This is a genomic window from Kaistella soli (genome assembly GCF_019038595.1).
Classification (GTDB): Bacteria; Bacteroidota; Bacteroidia; order Flavobacteriales; family Weeksellaceae; genus Kaistella; species Kaistella soli.
Map to the genome: position 1 here is coordinate 273,664 of NZ_JAHOPF010000002.1, position 17,655 is coordinate 291,318.

Here is a 17,655-nt window from a genome sequence, read left to right on the forward strand (position 1 = left end):
AAGAATATTTTGTTTTAAATAGCACTGATTGTAAAGAAGAGGAAGAATTCCACTTTGAAGTTTATCCAATTGTAGCCAATAACTTTTAATTCTGCAATTTTATTTGCGTCAAATTGTGAGTTTTTAAATCAAAAACACAAATTTTCTATACTCTCGTAGGTAGCAATCACACCGTAATCTTGCAATATCAAGAAAAAATCTTTACGGATATAAAACGGCTATACCCAATCTGGCTGTGTGTGAAGATAATTTTTGTAGAACATCTGCAAAAAGTTTATCCTTAGTTTTCATGATTATTTTGAACTTATCTTTATTTTTTAAGTCACTTTCATTAATTGTCTGAAATCTATAAAAGTCAAAAATGATCATCTGAGGCTTTTCAAATCCTTCAATACTTACGGGATATAAGAAAGTATAAAAATTATCAGTTTTATATGGACTGTTATTTCCCTTCAAGATTTCTTTACTAAAGTCCATTTGCAATCCTCCAACAATTCTTGAAAGTGATTGCTTTTTGTTTTGGGCGAAATCGCAAGGAGGTGTTATTTCTATACATATCCTTCGTTTTTTCAAATCTTTAAAATCTGAATGAATATCTATGTCTTCATTATTCTTTTTATAGATCAATTCTTTTATGTAAAGTGGTGAGGTTTGATCAATTATCTCATAAACATTCCCTGGAATAGGAGAATTTTGAGACAAGTTTTGTAAATCTAGGAGCAATAATGAATTTAGCTTTGAAAATACTTTAGATTTTTCATCAGGTGTTTCATTAAACTGAAGGTTATTCTGTTGTGTAAACAATTCTTTAACCCCACTGTAAGAATTAGTTATTTCGAACTGTAATGTGTCCATCAAAGATTTTATCAAATCCTTCTGTAGATCATAGTTTTCTACATTGTTTTTTGGTATTCCGGTAAAATTCAGTGCTAACGAATATAAAACAGCTTCTAAATGTTTATTTTTTTTATCATTGGTATCGAACAAATTATATAAGGTTGTAATAGTGTTATCAGATCCTATTTTTACTGCCTTGTTCCATTCAACAAAAAATGAGGAAGCAACATCTTTCTTCAATTTCTCCTCTAACTCCTCTAGAACTCCCTGATAATTTCCTTGCCGTTTATATTTTGTTTTATCTAGAGGTATGACAAACAAAGGAAGTGTAAATGGATTATTTTTTTGAAATATTTTATCACAAAAATCTTCAAAATGATTAGTGTGCTTTGTCCATAAGACAATTCCATAAGCACCAAAATTCTCTCCTATTATTGATTTAAAATATTTTCTAATTAAAGCAATATTGTCTGTGCTGCTTCTTGAGTCATCCAAATACAAATCAAGAAAAATTATCTTTCTGTTATTAAAGGAATTTGTTTTTGATTCGATATCGGAAGGAGAAAAATATCTTGCCCAGATATCTTTTTCATCTTCCAAATAAGAGATCAAATCTTTAACTTCTTCAAAGTCGTCATCAATAACTAATGCGCTTGTAATAAATTCTTGCAACATACTTCTTCTTATATCTTTATTGTTTTTCTTTTGGAAAACAGAGAGCAACAATTGCTTTAGTGACCTTATTATCCTTAACAGGTTTTGGAAAATCAATCTCATTTTCATCTGATATTAATAACAATTTACCTTTCATTGCCATCATCATTTCCTTGGCTACGTGAAGACCTAATCCGGAACCAATATTATGAGGCTTTCCTGTTTGAAACGGTTCTACAGCTACATCCAAAGGCAAACTAAATCCAGGGCCATTATCTGAGACAATAATTGAGTTATAACCTTTAATTTGTTCAGTGATAAAAACAGAAATATATCTGTCAGATTTTCTGGCATAACTAAGCCAAAAAATAGAATTATCTAATAAATTCGTAACAACTGAGATAGCCTCTGCTTTTGCTAAATAGGCTTCCAGACTTGAATTTTTCCAGTTAGAAATAATATTAATCGAATGGTCTAAAAATCGGAACTCGTAATTATCTAAAGCAATTGAAACAATTTCACGTAAAGAATTTAATCGGATATCTGATTTTTTCAACATTGCAGAATATCCTCGTATAATTTTCTCTAGTGAAAGAGAAATTCTAATTGCTTTATCTTTATCATTTCGTTCAATACAACCTGTAAGTTCAGCAATCAATTTATCTAATTCGTGAATTACAATTCCCAAATTTAATCCTGCATTTGCACTTTTGATAAGGACTTCTTTTACTTCTTTATACTGATCGTTAACTCTGTACAAATATTTTAAGATTTCATCTTTTATTTCTTTATCATTGACCTTCTCTTCCACAAGTGTCATTACCTCATTTAGATCAGATAATACTGGTTCAATGGAGCGATGCTTTTTATATAAAGTTGTAAGTAAGGTTTTATCTATATTTCTTTCTCTTACCATCAAAGAGAGAGCATAATTTACGGCTTCTACAAAATCAAAATAATGTTCATTTTCAATAAAACCCTCTCTGTTTGTCTTCTCAACAAGTCCGGTACTGGAATCTCTTTTGATTTTAACGGAACCAATAACAATATTATTACTAACGTTTCCCCCAACCCTGTGAACTCTTTTTAAGTCAATACCTAACCAATCATTATCTCTTTCTCCATAGTTGTAAACTCGTACACCATCTCTATAAACCCTTACACCTCCGTTTTCTCTTAAGTAATCTTTTAATGATTTTTTTTCGGTATTTACATAGCTGAATATTTGGGCATCAGTATCAAAAATTATTAGATCAAATTCGATAGTACCTACTTTACTCTCGTCCAGATCAATATCTTCAAATTTCCTTGTATCTGAATTCCATTTTTTAATTATTTTGTCTTCATCAAGTAAGTCTTTCAATTCAAACTTTCTTCCCGAATCAACTCTGTCAAGCGAACTCCATGGTTTAAACTCATATTTAAATTCAACGATTTCTCCGCCATGCATCTTACAATGACCAAAATAAAGAGCATTATTTTTTATATCTTCAAAATCAGGTAATCCTTCAAAAACATTTGAATTACTTTTTGCTAAAACACTAAATGTATCATTACCATCAGAAAACGGGCTATTAAGAGAAGTAATATTTCTATGAACTTCTCGAAGTTGGCGTCTATCCCAATCCGTTTTAAGATCTTCTACGATTATTTTGGTTCCTACGGAATTTAAAAATGTTTTTGGTTTTACATTTTCAATTAATTGTATGGGAAAGTCATTAATATCTTTAGCACTTGAGAGTTTATTCCAGTCAATAGATAATTCAATCTCATTATTTCCCTTTGTTTTGGAAATCAATGTTATTTTATTTCCTAACTTATGGATACTCAATCTTCCGATACCCTTTTCACCTAAGGGTATTCTCCCACATTCGTTTGGTTCAAGCTTTTTCTTTTTGTTATCAGTTCCTACTACAAGCCATACAGTTTTGATAATCTTACTACTCATCCCGAAACCATCATCTTCAATAGTAAGTGACCTTAATTTTCCGTCTTGGAAGTTAAAATCAACAATACAATGCTTCGCACAAGCATCGTATGAGTTTTTTATCAACTCAAACAAAGCAATGCTCTCATTTTTTATCAGATCTTCTCCAAGATGTGATAAAATACGTGGTGATATTGAGAAATTTACTTTCATTTATGATTTTTTATTATTGCCTTTCCAATCGCAGTAGCATATTTAGGTGGTACGGCATTACCAATCATTCTGGCTATATTTGCAACACTTGTTCCTTTGAACTTATAGGTTAACGGAAAGGACTGCAATGTGGCTCCCTCTCTTATAGATAAAGCCCTGTCTTCTTCCGGATGTACAAATCTACCGTTAGAAATACTGAAAAACTTGGTAGTAATTGTCGGAGCAGGTTTATTCCACCATAAGCGTCCAAACGTGTCTTTGAAAGAGTCATCTTTCCCTTCAAAACAGTTTAACTGTAACTCTGGGTCATCTGCAAATCCCAGTCTGTCACCTCCGTCTTTATCTACTTTTTGCAGTCTTCTTTTATTGAGATCACTAATATTCGGAACGGTATGAAGAAAATCTGAATCATCCTTATGTCCAGGCGCTATTTTAGAAAACCCCTTATCCGTACCTAAAAAATCCCTTACAACAGCTTTTTTCCCTCCTAGTTCTAAAGGCTTAATTTCATCCTGAGAAATACGGGTTGCAATTAATGTAAACCTTTTGCGGTTTTGCGGAACACCATAATCATTTACATTATGGACTTTGAAATGTGGATTTTCATAGCCGTTATTTTTTAGCCAGTCAATGAATTCATCTAAACCGCTTTCTTCTTTTCTTCTCAAAACACCTGGAACATTCTCGACAACAACATATCCGGGACGAAAATATTTTACAAAACGGGAGAATTCTATCAAAAGGTTTTTTGATTTAGCTGACTTTGTTTTATCCGTATTTATAATACTCCAAAACTGGCAGGGGCTACAGCCAATTAAGAGAAGGTCATCATCATCTCTTTTTAAACAAAGTTTTTCTTCAAGCTGCTCTTCTTTTAAATTAAAAACGTCTTCATGAATGAATTCAGCACCTTTAATATTAGCTTCATAAGTATCCTTACATTTTTCATCAAAGTCAATGCCTGCAAGAATTTCTATTCCAGCCTCCTGCATTCCAAAACTCATTCCTCCTCCAGAACAAAAAAAATCGACAGCTTTAATTCTTTTATTTGACATTCATACGAATTTTTCCATTAATCACAAAAATATGTAAAAAAAGGATTCAAAACGCAGACAACTGCGATTTCTCATAAAATTTGTTAATATAGGAGGTAAATTACTGTTAAGTTTTACTTTTTTTTTGATAATATGAGTCCTGCATTGGATCTTGGTGCTCTATATTCCATTATTTTTATAAAAAAACAATACATTTTGCTGAATTAAATTTACCGTTTCTGTGAGTGGAGGATACTTTGAGAAAACATACCAGGAAGTTTCAAGGATCTATTTTAAAATTGCTATAAAATAACGAGTAGGTTCATGACAGCGGTAAAAAGATTTATTATATATTTTCTGTATCAGAAAGAAAAGTCTGCTATACTTACAGACTACTTGTCAGAAGTCGGTCAGTAATTCTTTGAACGGTATCTTCCAGCATTGTTTTCTTCAGATCGCATTCCCAAACGGTAATCACCTTCCAACCGAGTTTGATCAGTGCCTCTTCATTTTTTAAATCACGATCAATATTGCCGTTAATTTTATTCATCCAGAATTCCGTGCGTGTGTTGGGAATAACAAAATATTTACAGTTTTGATGCCCGTGCCAGAAGCAGCCGTTAACAAAAATGACGGTTCTGTACTTTTTTAAAACGATATCGGGCTTACCAGGCAGTTTTTTATCGTTTATCCGGTACCGGAAACCTTCAGCAAACAGTCTTTTTCTGAGCAGAATCTCCGGTTTTGTATTGGCACCTTTGATTCTGCTCATGTTGTAACTTCGCTGTTCTTCCGTATGTCTGTCTGCCATTAAGCAATAACGGTATTTTATAGATTAAGCATATCCAGAACTGTGTTTTCCTTATACAGATTCTTAAGAAATCCGGAGTTTATTCTGAACTGACTTCTCTTTTTGATGACCGGCCTCGATGATGCTTTTTCCATTTTGATGCCCGGATCATAATAAATGTTCCCGGCATCCATCTGCTGCAGGAACAGTTGAAAATCCGTTCCGCTGCCGAGAATAATATTGCTTCCGTATTGATACTGCCTTTCCGGCTCCTTTGCAGATAGAGACGGCACATAGCATGCCTGACTGTGTTTCCTGTTCCAGTGCAGCAGCATTGATGAGAAACTCCAGGAAGCCGTTTCATTTCCGGCACGGTCAACCAAAGCAATTCTGCCGTCCGTATTCCGGATTTTACCGGATTCGCTGTCGAATCCTATCAACTGCATCTCAAGATCCGTTAAACTGTGGCGTACTCCCGCTTTGTGGACGCCTCCAAAATTTATTCTGTCTTCCCGGCCTGTTCTGTCTGCATATCCGTATTTTCTCAGGAATGCCTCTGCACCTTCAGACTTATAAATGCCCGCTGTAGGCTCGGGGGTCATCAGGGTGATTACCTGAGAGTTTACCCTGGAAAAGTTTGTCACTCCAAACTGTTTTATTTCCCAGCCCAGAAAGTCAGGTTCGGAATATCCGTTCGGTGTGATTCCAAGTTCTGCCTCCAGAGTATATCCACCGCAGTTGGAAGATTCGCACGGCAGAATATTGCCGTTTCTGTCCAGCCTCTTTGACCTGATCCAGCCCTTTTCATGGATGCGGAGTAGCTCATGTATAAGGCGGATTCTGCTGTTCTTAACTGCCGGAAGTTCGATAACCTTAAAGACCCCATGCTGATCGGCGACTTTTTCTGAACTGAATTCAGCCGCAATCAGTGAATCAGGCGCTGCAACATATCCCAGTATTTTTCCGTCGCGTGTTACTGAAATGAACAGCAGTCTGTCCGGAAGACGCTGTGTCATTAATCCGGAAGGCGCATTTTCGGCACCTGCCAGAAAGCCGGAAAATCTAACTTCAGGATATTTGGGATAGAGAATCAGCTGCGATTTGGGCGCAGGAAATATATTACCGCCTTCACTGATCCAGGAAAAATCTATTTTAGCTTTAAACCTTTCCTTGTTCCAGTCACCAGCCTCCTCATTTATAATTTCAGTGATGGGTAAAATATTCAGAATTTCAAAACTGCCGCCAAGATAAACCTGATTTTTGGAATTGTCATTGGCTGACAGATGTTTTATATAAATCTTTTCGCAGCCGGAGTCTGCAAAGACCGATTTTAAATTCTGCAGATTCATATTTTACAGTATAACTTTTGTAATCTGTTTCCCTACAGCCTGTATGAGCGGGGTCACCACCGAATTTCCAAACTGTTTGTACGCCTGATTGTCTGACACAGGTATTATAAAACTGTCCGGAAACCCCTGTAACCTGGCACATTCTCGGGGAATAAGCCTTCTTGGATTCTTTCCTTCCTGCGGAATTAAAATTTCTGCACCGTCTTTATAATACCTGGCGCTCATCGTGCGTGATATTCCGTCTAAATCAGTCAGCCCGAAACCGAAACCGTTTCCTTTGGCTTTATGTTTTTTTGCATATTCCTGCAGGTAATTCCATAACTTATCCGATAAGGTATATTTAGGGTCCACTTCCTCTTCCAGAATGTCTTTAATCCTGTATTTTATATCGGGCATTTCGGGAAACTCAAAATTTTCCTCTCCTCCGAAAACATCTCTGTCAAAACCTACGATCATGATACGCTCCCGGTGCTGAGGCACAAAATACTTTCCGTCCAGCACTTTATAATGTACACTGTAACCGATTTCATTTAATGTTTCCTTTATAATCCTGAATGTATTTCCCTTATCATGGGAGATGAGATTTTTGACATTTTCCAGTAAGAAGGCTTTGGGCCTTTTATGTTTAATTATCCTTGCAACATCGAAAAACAACGTCCCCTGAGTTTCATCCAAAAAACCGTGTGCTTTCCCGAGTGAATTCTTTTTTGAAACGCCTGCAATGGAAAAAGGCTGACACGGAAAACCGGCCAGAAGGACATCGTGATCCGGAATGTTTTCTTCTGATATCTGTGTAATATCACCAAACGGAACTTTTCCAAAATTGGCATCGTAGGTCATCTTTGAAAATTTATCCCACTCGCTTGTGAATACGCATTTGCCTCCCAAATTCTGAAAAGCAAGCCTTATGCCCCCAATTCCCGCGAAGAGATCGATAAAACTGAACTTCGGATTTTTAACAGGTGGAAATGGTATATCCCACTCGATGGGCAGATATGTCTGAAAATCTGGCTCCGCGACTAAATTTAGTTTTTCATGAATATTATACAGGTGTTTTTCGGCCAAAGGCTTATAATACGGAGAGGTCCCGTTCTTATGGTTCTGAAAATAATGCGTGAGATATGCCAGGTTGTTTTCAGTTTCCTTTACAACTTCAAATTTCAGGCTCTCTTTTATTTTCGAATATTTCTTGCTCATACTGCACGCAATTTCGGAATTTTTTTTTTAATCTCTGTAGGGGGTTTGATTTTTAACAGTTATAACTTCACAGGTCTTCTTATGGTCTCTGGAATCGGAAAACTTTCTGAAAAAAGAAGAATGATATTACGTCACTTTACAAACAAAAAAAATCCAATGCTCCGCTGAGAATGCTGCAGAATAAATTTCAAAATCCAGAAGGGATGCGAATTTGGAGAGATAATCAATACTGCCGTTGAAATCCCCGCTTTCTCTTTTGGAAATTGTGGCCCGGGTGATCTGCATTTTTTCCGCTAACTGTTCCTAACTAAAGTGCGTTTTTCCCGGATTTCCTGATAAACTGGCCTGTCTTGAAACGGCAGGCAGTAAGGTAGACTTCAACAGAAAATCAGTTTTGTTTTTCATTGATTGATTAAGGTTCGTTAATCATTTCTGTGATTATGTCAATTGCTCTATCTTTACTGAGTATATTTCCGAATTCCCTTAAAGAGTCTTCGTCGGTGTATACGCCATTCCTGTCATTCCAGCACAGCCAGTCGATCAGTTCAGACCTTGACCAGGAGTTCAATTGGCTGTGCAGTTCATCACCCTTCAGTTCCATGATCCTGTAGTAAGGATGACTCAGTTTTTGCTGTTCACTTAGATACGTATTCATGACTAAACTATTTAATGGTTATTAAGTTCAATATTTTGACAACTGTACTGATAAATTTCAGATTATCAGTGTTTTATATGTCAAATATATGAAATATTCACCAGATTTGCAATATGATGAACACTAAGATTAAAGCCTAATACATGGAAACCACTGAAAACATAACCCCGAAAGCGTTCATGAAGTTTTTCCGCGACACCGAAAAACTTAATGAACTGACTCCTGAGGACAGAACTGAAATTTTCAGAACTGTTTTACTGGGAAGCTCTGAAATCCGGAAGAAATTTACTCCACAACATCAAAAAACAGCCTGCGAAATGCAGGCTGTTTAATGCTGATCAGTACTGTGCATTGATGTGCAGGTACCGTTAATCTAATCATAATCCTTTGTTTTTAATCAAAATAATCAATGCGCACGCCGTGGATATGCATCTCGCTGGTGGAAGTGTCGGCAGAAGGATTCTGTCCGCGTCTGAACCAGATAAATAAAAGTTTATCTGTTGCTTTCGCGGGTATATTATAGCTCACCTCCATTAAACCATTGGCAGTAGTAAGACTTTCCGGAGCCACCGTAGAAATAAGCGGTATAGGCACCACAGTAGAATCATCTATTCCCGTAGCCGCATAGGAGAAGGCGACAGAAAAGTTAGCCGAAGTAGTAGGCGACGAGTAAAGAACGGTCATGGTAAAAGAAGAACTGCCGTTCCAGTCTGCCGGTATGGGAATTTGGGTTTGGAACTGCGTAATGCTTCCTTCAGGAAGCGAGAGAACAGGCCGCTGCCATCCGCCTATCATTTTTTTCGTACCCGGAACAGCAGATAAAGCGGCCGTGGCATCCAAACTTGCAACATCTAAAATAACCGAACGTTTTCTGGAAATGGTGGTACCTGTAGCCGGGGTTTGCCAGGTCGCCAAACCTGCAGCATCTGAAGTAAGCACTTTGTTGGCGCCCGGTGATCCTCCGGTCAGTTTAATCTGAGAAGTCTCCAGCACAGCGGAGTTACCACCTAATTTTACAGCGGTAATGGATATATCGCCAATCTGTACTTTATTGCTGGCATCTACCATAGCCCTATAACCTATGGCGGTCGCGTTGGTTATAGTGCCCACAGTTACGTCCGCGTAGTTGCCAAGTGCGGTGTTATTCTGTCCTGTTGTATTACTATAAAGTGCCTGCATACCGATTGCAGTATTATTAAAACCTGTTGTATTTGCAAAAAGCGCAGAGAATCCGCTGGCCGTATTGTTATTTCCTGAAGTATTATAAGTAAGCGCACTAAAACCACTTGCAGTATTTTGATGGCCAATTGTATTGGCAGAAAGGGCGTTAAATCCAAGACCCGTATTATAACTGCCCGTCGTATTTCGAAAAAGAGACTGAAAGCCATTTGCAGTATTAAAAATGCCGGTACTGTTTTGATAAAGACTTCGGGAACCGGTTGCAGTATTTTGAATTCCGGATGTATTATTATAGAGGGCGTCAGTACCTGCCGCCGTATTATAGGAACCTGTACTGTTTAGAAGAAGTGCATTATTCCCTACAGCGGAATTATTATTTCCTGTCGTATTGGAAACAAGCGAATTAGAACCTGTTGCAGTGTTTGCATAACCTGTTGTATTGCTGTATAGCGCTAGATGGCCAACTGCAGTATTGGTGTAACCCGTGGTATTGGTAGCAAGAGCGTTTGCACCTATGGATAAATTTGTAGCAGTTTGTCCACCTCCTCTTCCAACCGTATGTCCATTAACCTTAATATCTGAGTTGAAAGTTTTTTTACCGACAATAGTTTGATCGGTGCTTAAGTCCACATAATTGCCCGCTGCGTCACCGGTACCGGCGAGCCGCTGCCACTGGCTGGCTGAATAAAAATAAAAACCGGGGGTATTATCGGTCTGGTAAATAAGCAATCCGTTGGCGGGCGCGCTGATATTGCCGCGCTGTACCAAACTAAGCCGCGGCACGAGCATGCCTTTGTCCTCAGAGACAATATCAAGCGCGGCACTGGCGTGCGGCATTGTAGTGTTGATGCCCACCTGGGCTTTGGCGGTGAAACCTATTGCGAAACTGAGCGCAAAAAAGACAAGAAGGGAATTTTTTTTCATACTGAATTCATTTGGTTTTTTATATACAGAACTTTATACGTTTTGGTAAATATACAAAACTACGGTGCTAACCATAACATTCTGCACCTGTTTCTTAAAATAATTAAACAAATCCCATTTAAAACCTCTTAATTTTGTCAGTATTAATATCCAAAATAAAACAATGAACTGATAACTTACCGGAAAAGGGGGTGTCCAAGTTGGTGGGAACGGACCGGTTAGTGTTCATAATCTAAAAGATTCGACATAATCAATGACAGGGATGTATAGCCGAAAACGGTACTATAACTTTTTAGAAAAAATAACTGTAAGTTGTTTTTAATTCCGTCATTCCAAAAGAAGAACCGCTTATTCCCCTCCTCCGGAGGGGTGTCATCCGCCCTGGCGGAGGACGGGGTAGTCTTTTACCGGGAGTAAACGCAAAGTTCTTTTTTATCCCGCCCCACAAAAGAAAAAACGCATATTCCCCTCCTCCGGAGGGGTGTCATCCGCCCTGGCGGAGGACGGGGTGGTTTTTTACCGGGAGAAAACGCAAAGTTCTTTTTTATCCCACCCCACAAAAGAAGAACCGCATATTCCCCTCCTCCGGAGGGGTGGCCTCTACCATACGTTAAACCGTCCGCTTTCATTAATTTCCATTACTTATCTTTATAAATAAATGTCATGGAAGCCTTAACTTACATTCGGGGAATACCTATCCAAAAGCACAGGGTTGAGCATCTGCCCTACAACGCAAAGCTAAAACCTCTGGTTTCCGGAAAACGGAAAGCCGGGATCCTCTGTGAAGTACTGTTCTGGAGACAGGTGCATCGTGGAATCTTCCACGGCATTGATTTCGACCGACAAAGGATTATCGGGAATTATATTGTCGATTTCTATGTAAAAGACTTAGGACTGGTCGTGGAAATCGACGGATGGATTCATGATTACACTGCGGAATACGATAAAAAACGCCAGCTGGATTTGGAACTTTATGGATTAAATGTTTTCCGTGTTTCAAACCATGATATCTTATACAACATGATGGTGGTCCTAAAAGATCTGGAAGATTTTATTATTTTGAAATATGGGATAAAAAATGCGGAAAATAATGATGGGAAGGAATAACCACCCCACCGCTACGCCTCTTGCGTACCGGTACCCCTCCAAGGGAGGGGAATATCACGTTCTATTATAAAAGACAGTAACACAAAGAAATATCAGGATACATTCCGAATAATACCCGAAAACGGTAATATAACTTTTGAGAAAAAATAACCGTAAGTTGTTTTTTAATTCCTTCATTCCAAAAGAAGAACTGCGTATTCCCCTCCTCCGGAGGGGTGGTCTTACGGCTTTGCAGTAAGGTCGGGGTGGTTTTTAGCGGGAGAAAAGACGAAAGTTTCTTTTTCATCCCTCCCTACAATAAAAAAACTGCATATTCCCCTCCGCTGGAGGGGTGGCCTTACGGCTTGCCGGAAGGTCGGGGTGGTTTTAGCACGGGAAAAAACCCAAGATATTTAAAGCCCTGTTCGGATAACAGGTGGAACTCAGTGACCTCCAAAAAAAAAGAGCAGGAATTAATTTTCCTGCTCTTTTTAAATGCGTTAAATAGTTACAGCGCCGGTTTAAATCTCATCATGACGACGTCTCCCGTCAGAAATTCCAGTTTTCCGTCGGTTATTCTATAACGGTCGATTTGTTTCATTGTCTTGCGGAAAACAGCTTCCCCATCTCCACAATACATCATCGTTGAGAGTTGAGGATCAGCAAAAGAGATCATATCTCCCTTCAGTGTAAATCGGGTAGCATACCCGTTGCATCCGCTGTTACCGGTGATCATATCCGATCCTGCTATAAACTGAATTTTAGGTTTCGTATCCGGAAATAATCCCTGGAAAGTAATTCTCGGTCCCGTGATGTATTCGAGTTCCCAGGCATTGGCATATAATTTCTGATCCTTCACAACCGTACTCGTACTGCAGGAAATCAAAATTAATGACAGGATCCCGAGGAGTAATAAAACTTGCTTTTTCATAATAGGTAATGGTACATTTATTTTCATAACTTCCCTCACGCAATAACCATGCTAAAGTCCCGCACTTCCGGTCGAAGGGTCAGGAACCGGTGTCTGAGGTTCTCGAAGCCCCTCTGCCTTCGAGAACCTCAGGCATCGGGTGGTGAATTGATCTCCAGAAAACCCGACTTAGGAGATTTTTTCGTGAAGAAAAATTGATATTTCTTCCGAAACGTTCCTAACAATTAGCAAACATAAAAATCCCCCTTGTTTGAGTGGCGGCAAAAAATTTCCCTTAGGGCCATAATCTTCCGATCCGCCCGAGTTCTGGGGATTTTCTTAGAAGAAATAGCAATTTTTTAGCAAAAAGATCCAGTCTTGACTTTTTTGTTACTTTTTGTGTTAAGACAAAAAGTAATAGAAACAATTTAGTAATCAGCCCTAGGCGGAACGTCTATTCCACTAAAACATTAAGAAAAGAGGAGGCAAAACGACGAAGGAGTTTCGCCTTCGAGAACCTCAGGCATCGGCTGGAGAATTGATCTCCTGAAAAGTGAAAAAACCCCGACCTAGGAGTTATTTGCGTTAAGAATCCGTCATAGACGGATCGCCGATTCTTCCAATAAAAATATAACAAGGATGAGGCAAACCGACGAAGGAGGTTCGCCGATTCCAATAAAAATATAAATAAAGATGAGGCAAATAAATCCAGTCTTGACTTTTTTGTTACTTTTTGCGTCAAGACAAACCGTTGAAAACGGTTCGCTGATTCCATTGAAAAAATATAAAAGAGGAAGCAAAAAGTAAAAGAAACAATTTGGCGATCAAACCTCAGCGGATCGTCTGTTCCGCTCAAACATTAACCGGAATGAAACAAAAAAATCTTGAAATCGAAAATTCGCCGATATTAAAGCTTCTTTAATCTTCAAGTAATCTATACTGGGTTCCCAAGATCAGTCATTGGTTCCACACCTCCATCACCTCAATCCCCACCCCATCCTCACTCATCATCACCACCCTTTCACCCCCTACAATCTCCTCAAAAGATACCCTGGCCACCGCGAACAGCAGTCCGCTGCCTTCAGGCAGTGCTTCCAGAGCGATCTCAAAAGACGCATCCGGAGATTCACGGTCAATAACAAAGGAATCACTGATCACCTGTTGAAAGGCAAACGATTCAAAATCGAGCCGCACAACACCAACAGTCACCTGTATACGGGATGTAGTCTCCGGAAAGCCGGCCTGATGAATATTAAAGCCCTGTACACTGAAAGTCAGCGTCTCCCGGTCAAACAGATAGGGACAGGCAAAAAGCGCTGCCCGTTTCGGCGTAAAAATAAAATCCTTCAGAAGCGCTTCCCCTTCAGGTGAGGAAATACCCTGATGGACAGACCGTTTCCCCCGCTCAGAACAGAGGTCTGCGTCTTTAATTTTTAAAAAAAGCTGCATCAGTCTGCGGTGCAGCGTACCGTCCCGGTATCCGGAAAGAAAAGGCTTCACCGCTGTTTTAAAAGCCCGGTTCACTTTGGAACAGCCCGCAAACTCCGTATAGCTTTCTTTCACCCGCTCCATGTTTTGGCCTTTCAGGATGCGCTCTCGGGTAAAACCGCCACCGGCCATTCGTGCCAGAGCTTCACCCTCCCGGATATAATAGTTAACACCATCATACGTACCTGTCACCACTTCGGGACCAATTAGCTTTGCCATAAGAATGTGTTTTGTTTAAATGAATCACCTCTCTCCTCTCGCTCATCCCGGCCAGATTCCGGTCTGTCTTAAGGGACAACCATCTTCCCTTCATAGAAAATGACTTCATGCTGTTAAAAAAAATAATCTGACAAGCCAAATTACACATTTTTATGAACATAACCCAAAGATGATCAAACAGTTGACCACCCGACCATAGTAAAGCATCCCGGATCATCTCGGCTGGAAAATACAGCCCCAGGACAGATATAAAATAATAATCTCCAAATCAGAAATCGCTACCGCTGCGCAAATATTTTAATGCTTTTAAAAACACGGAAGCATCGGTGAATAAGACCTCAGGATCAGTAAATCTAAACGGTAAGAGAGATGTTCAATACCTTAGGGTCTGAAGGCATGCTCCCCCCACCCCTAAGAATAGTCTCCTGTAGTTTATGCCGACATTGCTTGCCTGCCTACCGCTGTTAAAAACCTGATGAATCAATGACCTGCAGGTTATGAGGGTCATGAAATACTTTGGCAAGTTCATTAAGCTTTACCCGTCACGATGCGGTAACTGCCATTCTTCTAACTTTGTCCGGCATTCCCCAACCGGTCCCTGACGCTCTCGAAAGGTCCCCACTTCCGGTGGCTGAGCCTGTCGAAGCCACCAATCAACTTACACGCTCCAACCCTAGCGATTCCCCGGTCCCTGAGGCTACCAAAGGGCTCGCACTCGCGGTGGCTGAGGCTCTCGAAGCCACCAATCAACTAACACACTCCATCCCTAGCGATTCCCCGGTCACTGACGCTCTCGAAGGGTCCGCAATTCTGGTGGCTGAGGCTCTCGAAGCCACCGAACCGAGTGAGGCATTTGCGAACGATCCTGAGGCTCCCAAAGGTCTCGCACTCGCGGTGGCTGAGGCTCTCGAAGCCACCAATCAACTAACACGCTCCAACCATGAAATTCCCCAAACCCTTAGGGACATCAGAATAAAAACCCCCGAATTACGGTTTTCCGTAATGTTCTACCTCAATATCTTGATACATTTGGTTCTACTAACCAATGATAAACAAATGAAAAATTTCTATGTAAATAAGAACGCACAGAGCAACGGCGACCATGAGGTACATCATGAAACCTGCACCCATCTGCCGTCAACCGTCAACAGAAAATATCTGGGTACCTTCAGCACCTGCAGAGAGGCGTTCAAGGAAGCAAAAAAAACATATACAAAATCCAACGGGTGCAAAACTTGCTCAACCGAGTGTCACACCTCTTAATGCTGAGGTAAGCAGTTTTTTGATCGGGTCAAATCAACCTTGTCAAGGTTTTGAACCTTGACAAGGTTCCTAAAGACCAGCGCGCGATTCTAAAACCCCGGTGCTGCTAAAGTCCCCTCGGTCAACCTTGTCAAGGTTGCTAAAAGATCAGCACGCGATCCTAAAAACCTTGGTGCCGCCCCGGTCCTCTCTCTTCAACCTTGTCAAGGTTCCGCAAGGTTCCGTCCGGAATTAATACACAAAAAGATGGACAACCATTCTAAAAAACAACTGGAGAACCGCTTTATCTGTAATATTTTTTCTTAAGCCACAAGCTTGCTTTCACGAGCAGGATCAGGACCGGAACTTCTACCAACGGACCGATGACCCCCACAAATGCCTGTGGAGAATGAATACCGAAAACAGCGATTGCAACGGCAATTGCCAATTCGAAGTTGTTGCCTGTGGCGGTAAATGCGATGGATGCGTTTTTATCATAAGGCAGATTCATAGATTTGCTGATAAAGAAGCTCACGAAAAACATCAGTACAAAATAGATGATTAACGGTATTGCTACTTTTATCACATCCATTGGCAATTCTATTATTTTATCGCCTTTAAGGCTGAACATTAATACGATGGTAAACAGTAAAGCATATAAGGTAATGGGCGATATTTTCGGTATGAATGTTCTGTTATACCATTCCAGACCCTTTGATTGTACCAAGGTGTAACGGCTTATAAAGCCTGCCGCAAAAGGAATACCTAAGTAAATCATCACGCTTTTCGTAATTTCTTTCATTGATACACTGACATTGAAATCGGCTAACCCCAATTTATGGGGTAATACGTTGATAAAAAGCCATACCAGAAAACTGTAACTCAATATCTGAAAGATGCTGTTTAACGCGACCAGTAATGCCGTATATTCTCTGTTGGCTTTTGCCAAATCACTCCATACGATAACCATGGCGATACATCTTGCCAAACCTATCAGGATCAAGCCTGTCATATAGCCGGGTTCGCTGTGTAAAAATAAAACGGCTAACCCAAACATCAGGACAGTACCGATGACCCAATTCAGCAGTAAGGATATGCCGATTACTTTTTTATCCGTGAACGCTTTGGGCAATAAGGTATAATCCACTTTTGCCAATGGCGGGTACATCATCAGAATGAGCCCTATCGCTAAAGGGATGTTGGTAGTGCCTATGGACAGGCGGTCTGTCATCTGAGAAATATTGGGAAAGCAATAACCCAAACCCACACCTGATGCCATTGCGAGGAATATCCATAAGGTAAGGTAGCGGTCAGGAAATTTTAATTGGGGCTGCATCTTCTGATTTTTGAAAAGACATAAAACATTTCACTTGCGATCTCCATGCTTCTTTCTGCATATACCCTGGATTGCTCCGGTGTGTGGTCTGAAATTTTAGGATCGTCATAGGTGACAGGTATTCTCTCTTCTGCTCCTGCAATAAAAGGACAGTCACCGTCTGCCTGAGAGCAGGTCATCACTGCTGTAAACGCCGATACCGGATTGAAAAGGCTGTCGTATTTTTTAGAAAAACCAATGACAGGTAAAGCATTATCGCTGTATTTTACAGCATATACCGGATTATTGGTGTCAGCAATTTTGAAGATACTGAACCCCTGATCAGTCAATGTTTCTGCCACTTTCGGAAACAGTGCCGTTTCTTCTGTACCGCCTGAATAACAATGTACATTTGGTATGTTGAAATATACTCCTGCCAACTGCGCCCAAACCTGCGCTAAATGGCTTCTTCGTGAATTATGAGTGCAGATGAAAATAATATTTATTTCCTGCTGACGGTCTGTTCTCTGCTGTATACCATCGATCAGCGGCTGGAGGACGGCTTGGCGCTCTTCGCTGAAGTTCTGCAGCTGTAATTGCGCTATTGTTTTTGATAATGCTGAATACATAAATTTG

The 17,655-nt window shown here is 39.8% G+C and carries 15 protein-coding genes and 1 pseudogene; 3 read left to right on the plus strand and 13 right to left on the minus strand.

Going from position 1 to position 17,655, the window contains the following annotated elements:
* Positions 1-201: 201 nt before the first annotated feature.
* The 8 genes and pseudogenes from KSK37_RS04355 to KSK37_RS04390 form a co-directional block, all read right to left on the minus strand.
* Positions 202-1,620 carry a hypothetical protein gene (locus KSK37_RS04355; RefSeq protein ID WP_217200089.1) on the minus strand — a complete coding sequence of 473 codons (1,419 nt, stop codon included), beginning with the start codon at positions 1,618-1,620 and terminating at the stop codon, positions 202-204.
* Positions 1,529-3,631 (minus strand): ATP-binding protein, encoded by a 2,103-nt coding sequence (locus tag KSK37_RS04360; protein WP_217199672.1) that lies wholly within the window; start codon positions 3,629-3,631, stop codon positions 1,529-1,531. Before KSK37_RS04360 ends, KSK37_RS04355 begins: the two co-directional genes overlap by 92 nt.
* Entirely contained in the window at positions 3,628-4,686 is a 1,059-nt protein-coding gene (locus KSK37_RS04365) for a DNA cytosine methyltransferase (RefSeq protein ID WP_217199673.1), read from the minus strand. Before KSK37_RS04365 ends, KSK37_RS04360 begins: the two co-directional genes overlap by 4 nt.
* 364 nt (positions 4,687-5,050) lie before the next feature.
* Positions 5,051-5,476 carry a very short patch repair endonuclease gene (locus tag KSK37_RS04370; RefSeq protein ID WP_217199674.1) on the minus strand — a complete coding sequence of 142 codons (426 nt, stop codon included), beginning with the start codon at positions 5,474-5,476 and terminating at the stop codon, positions 5,051-5,053.
* A gap of 17 nt (positions 5,477-5,493) precedes the next feature.
* Positions 5,494-6,804 carry an MvaI/BcnI family restriction endonuclease gene (locus KSK37_RS04375; protein ID WP_217199675.1) on the minus strand — a complete coding sequence of 437 codons (1,311 nt, stop codon included), beginning with the start codon at positions 6,802-6,804 and terminating at the stop codon, positions 5,494-5,496.
* Positions 6,805-6,807: 3 nt separating this feature from the next.
* Entirely contained in the window at positions 6,808-8,001 is a 1,194-nt protein-coding gene (dcm, locus tag KSK37_RS04380) for a DNA (cytosine-5-)-methyltransferase (protein ID WP_217199676.1), read from the minus strand.
* Between the two features lie 126 nt (positions 8,002-8,127).
* Positions 8,128-8,292 (minus strand): annotated as a pseudogene (locus KSK37_RS04385) (helix-turn-helix domain-containing protein); the annotation flags it as partial.
* Positions 8,293-8,413: 121 nt separating this feature from the next.
* Entirely contained in the window at positions 8,414-8,656 is a 243-nt protein-coding gene (locus tag KSK37_RS04390) for a hypothetical protein (RefSeq protein WP_217199679.1), read from the minus strand.
* Positions 8,657-8,799: 143 nt separating this feature from the next.
* Here KSK37_RS04390 and KSK37_RS04395 point away from each other — a divergent pair, with 143 nt between their 5' ends.
* Positions 8,800-8,988, plus strand: a complete 189-nt coding sequence (locus KSK37_RS04395; RefSeq protein WP_217199680.1) for a hypothetical protein — start codon at positions 8,800-8,802, stop codon at positions 8,986-8,988.
* Positions 8,989-9,049: 61 nt separating this feature from the next.
* Here KSK37_RS04395 and KSK37_RS04400 read toward each other — a convergent pair whose 3' ends face one another.
* Complete coding sequence (locus tag KSK37_RS04400; RefSeq protein ID WP_217199682.1) at positions 9,050-10,759, minus strand: hypothetical protein; 1,710 nt, start codon at positions 10,757-10,759, stop codon at positions 9,050-9,052.
* Between the two features lie 663 nt (positions 10,760-11,422).
* Here KSK37_RS04400 and KSK37_RS04405 point away from each other — a divergent pair.
* Complete coding sequence (locus KSK37_RS04405) at positions 11,423-11,866, plus strand: endonuclease domain-containing protein (protein WP_088360230.1); 444 nt, start codon at positions 11,423-11,425, stop codon at positions 11,864-11,866.
* Positions 11,867-12,353: 487 nt separating this feature from the next.
* On the opposite strand, the gene KSK37_RS04410 is transcribed toward KSK37_RS04405, so the two are convergent.
* Together KSK37_RS04410 and KSK37_RS04415 are read right to left on the minus strand one after the other, a co-directional pair.
* The gene (locus tag KSK37_RS04410) at positions 12,354-12,776 is read right to left on the minus strand and encodes an META domain-containing protein (protein WP_246566219.1); all 423 of its coding nucleotides are present in this window, start codon (positions 12,774-12,776) and stop codon (positions 12,354-12,356) included.
* A 936-nt stretch (positions 12,777-13,712) separates the two neighbouring features.
* Positions 13,713-14,462 (minus strand): hypothetical protein, encoded by a 750-nt coding sequence (locus KSK37_RS04415; protein WP_217199686.1) that lies wholly within the window; start codon positions 14,460-14,462, stop codon positions 13,713-13,715.
* Positions 14,463-15,275: 813 nt separating this feature from the next.
* Between KSK37_RS04415 and KSK37_RS14035 the strand changes: the two genes are divergently transcribed.
* Positions 15,276-15,725 carry a hypothetical protein gene (locus tag KSK37_RS14035; protein WP_246566221.1) on the plus strand — a complete coding sequence of 150 codons (450 nt, stop codon included), beginning with the start codon at positions 15,276-15,278 and terminating at the stop codon, positions 15,723-15,725.
* 283 nt (positions 15,726-16,008) lie between these two features.
* Here the strand turns inward: KSK37_RS14035 and arsB are convergent, their stop codons facing one another.
* Both arsB and KSK37_RS04430 read right to left on the minus strand, forming a co-directional pair.
* Positions 16,009-17,040 carry an ACR3 family arsenite efflux transporter gene (gene arsB / locus KSK37_RS04425; protein ID WP_217199687.1) on the minus strand — a complete coding sequence of 344 codons (1,032 nt, stop codon included), beginning with the start codon at positions 17,038-17,040 and terminating at the stop codon, positions 16,009-16,011.
* Positions 17,025-17,648, minus strand: coding sequence for a low molecular weight phosphatase family protein (locus KSK37_RS04430; RefSeq protein ID WP_217199688.1), 624 nt, complete (start codon positions 17,646-17,648; stop codon positions 17,025-17,027). Before KSK37_RS04430 ends, arsB begins: the two co-directional genes overlap by 16 nt.
* Between the last annotated feature and the right edge of the window lie 7 nt (positions 17,649-17,655).

Excerpts from the sequence above, each read along its gene's own strand:
- KSK37_RS04355 (WP_217200089.1), bottom strand. The coding sequence starts at position 1,620 with ATGAAAATGAGATTGATTTTCCAAAACCTGTTAAGGATAATAAGGTCA.
- KSK37_RS04360 (WP_217199672.1), bottom strand. The coding sequence starts at position 3,631 with ATGAAAGTAAATTTCTCAATATCACCACGTATTTTATCACATCTTGGA.
- KSK37_RS04365 (WP_217199673.1), bottom strand. The coding sequence starts at position 4,686 with ATGTCAAATAAAAGAATTAAAGCTGTCGATTTTTTTTGTTCTGGAGGA.
- KSK37_RS04370 (WP_217199674.1), bottom strand. The coding sequence starts at position 5,476 with ATGGCAGACAGACATACGGAAGAACAGCGAAGTTACAACATGAGCAGA.
- KSK37_RS04375 (WP_217199675.1), bottom strand. The coding sequence starts at position 6,804 with ATGAATCTGCAGAATTTAAAATCGGTCTTTGCAGACTCCGGCTGCGAA.
- dcm (WP_217199676.1), bottom strand. The coding sequence starts at position 8,001 with ATGAGCAAGAAATATTCGAAAATAAAAGAGAGCCTGAAATTTGAAGTT.
- KSK37_RS04390 (WP_217199679.1), bottom strand. The coding sequence starts at position 8,656 with ATGAATACGTATCTAAGTGAACAGCAAAAACTGAGTCATCCTTACTAC.
- KSK37_RS04395 (WP_217199680.1), top strand. The coding sequence starts at position 8,800 with ATGGAAACCACTGAAAACATAACCCCGAAAGCGTTCATGAAGTTTTTC.
- KSK37_RS04400 (WP_217199682.1), bottom strand. The coding sequence starts at position 10,759 with ATGAAAAAAAATTCCCTTCTTGTCTTTTTTGCGCTCAGTTTCGCAATA.
- KSK37_RS04405 (WP_088360230.1), top strand. The coding sequence starts at position 11,423 with ATGGAAGCCTTAACTTACATTCGGGGAATACCTATCCAAAAGCACAGG.
- KSK37_RS04410 (WP_246566219.1), bottom strand. The coding sequence starts at position 12,776 with ATGAAAAAGCAAGTTTTATTACTCCTCGGGATCCTGTCATTAATTTTG.
- KSK37_RS04415 (WP_217199686.1), bottom strand. The coding sequence starts at position 14,462 with ATGGCAAAGCTAATTGGTCCCGAAGTGGTGACAGGTACGTATGATGGT.
- arsB (WP_217199687.1), bottom strand. The coding sequence starts at position 17,040 with ATGCAGCCCCAATTAAAATTTCCTGACCGCTACCTTACCTTATGGATA.
- KSK37_RS04430 (WP_217199688.1), bottom strand. The coding sequence starts at position 17,648 with ATGTATTCAGCATTATCAAAAACAATAGCGCAATTACAGCTGCAGAAC.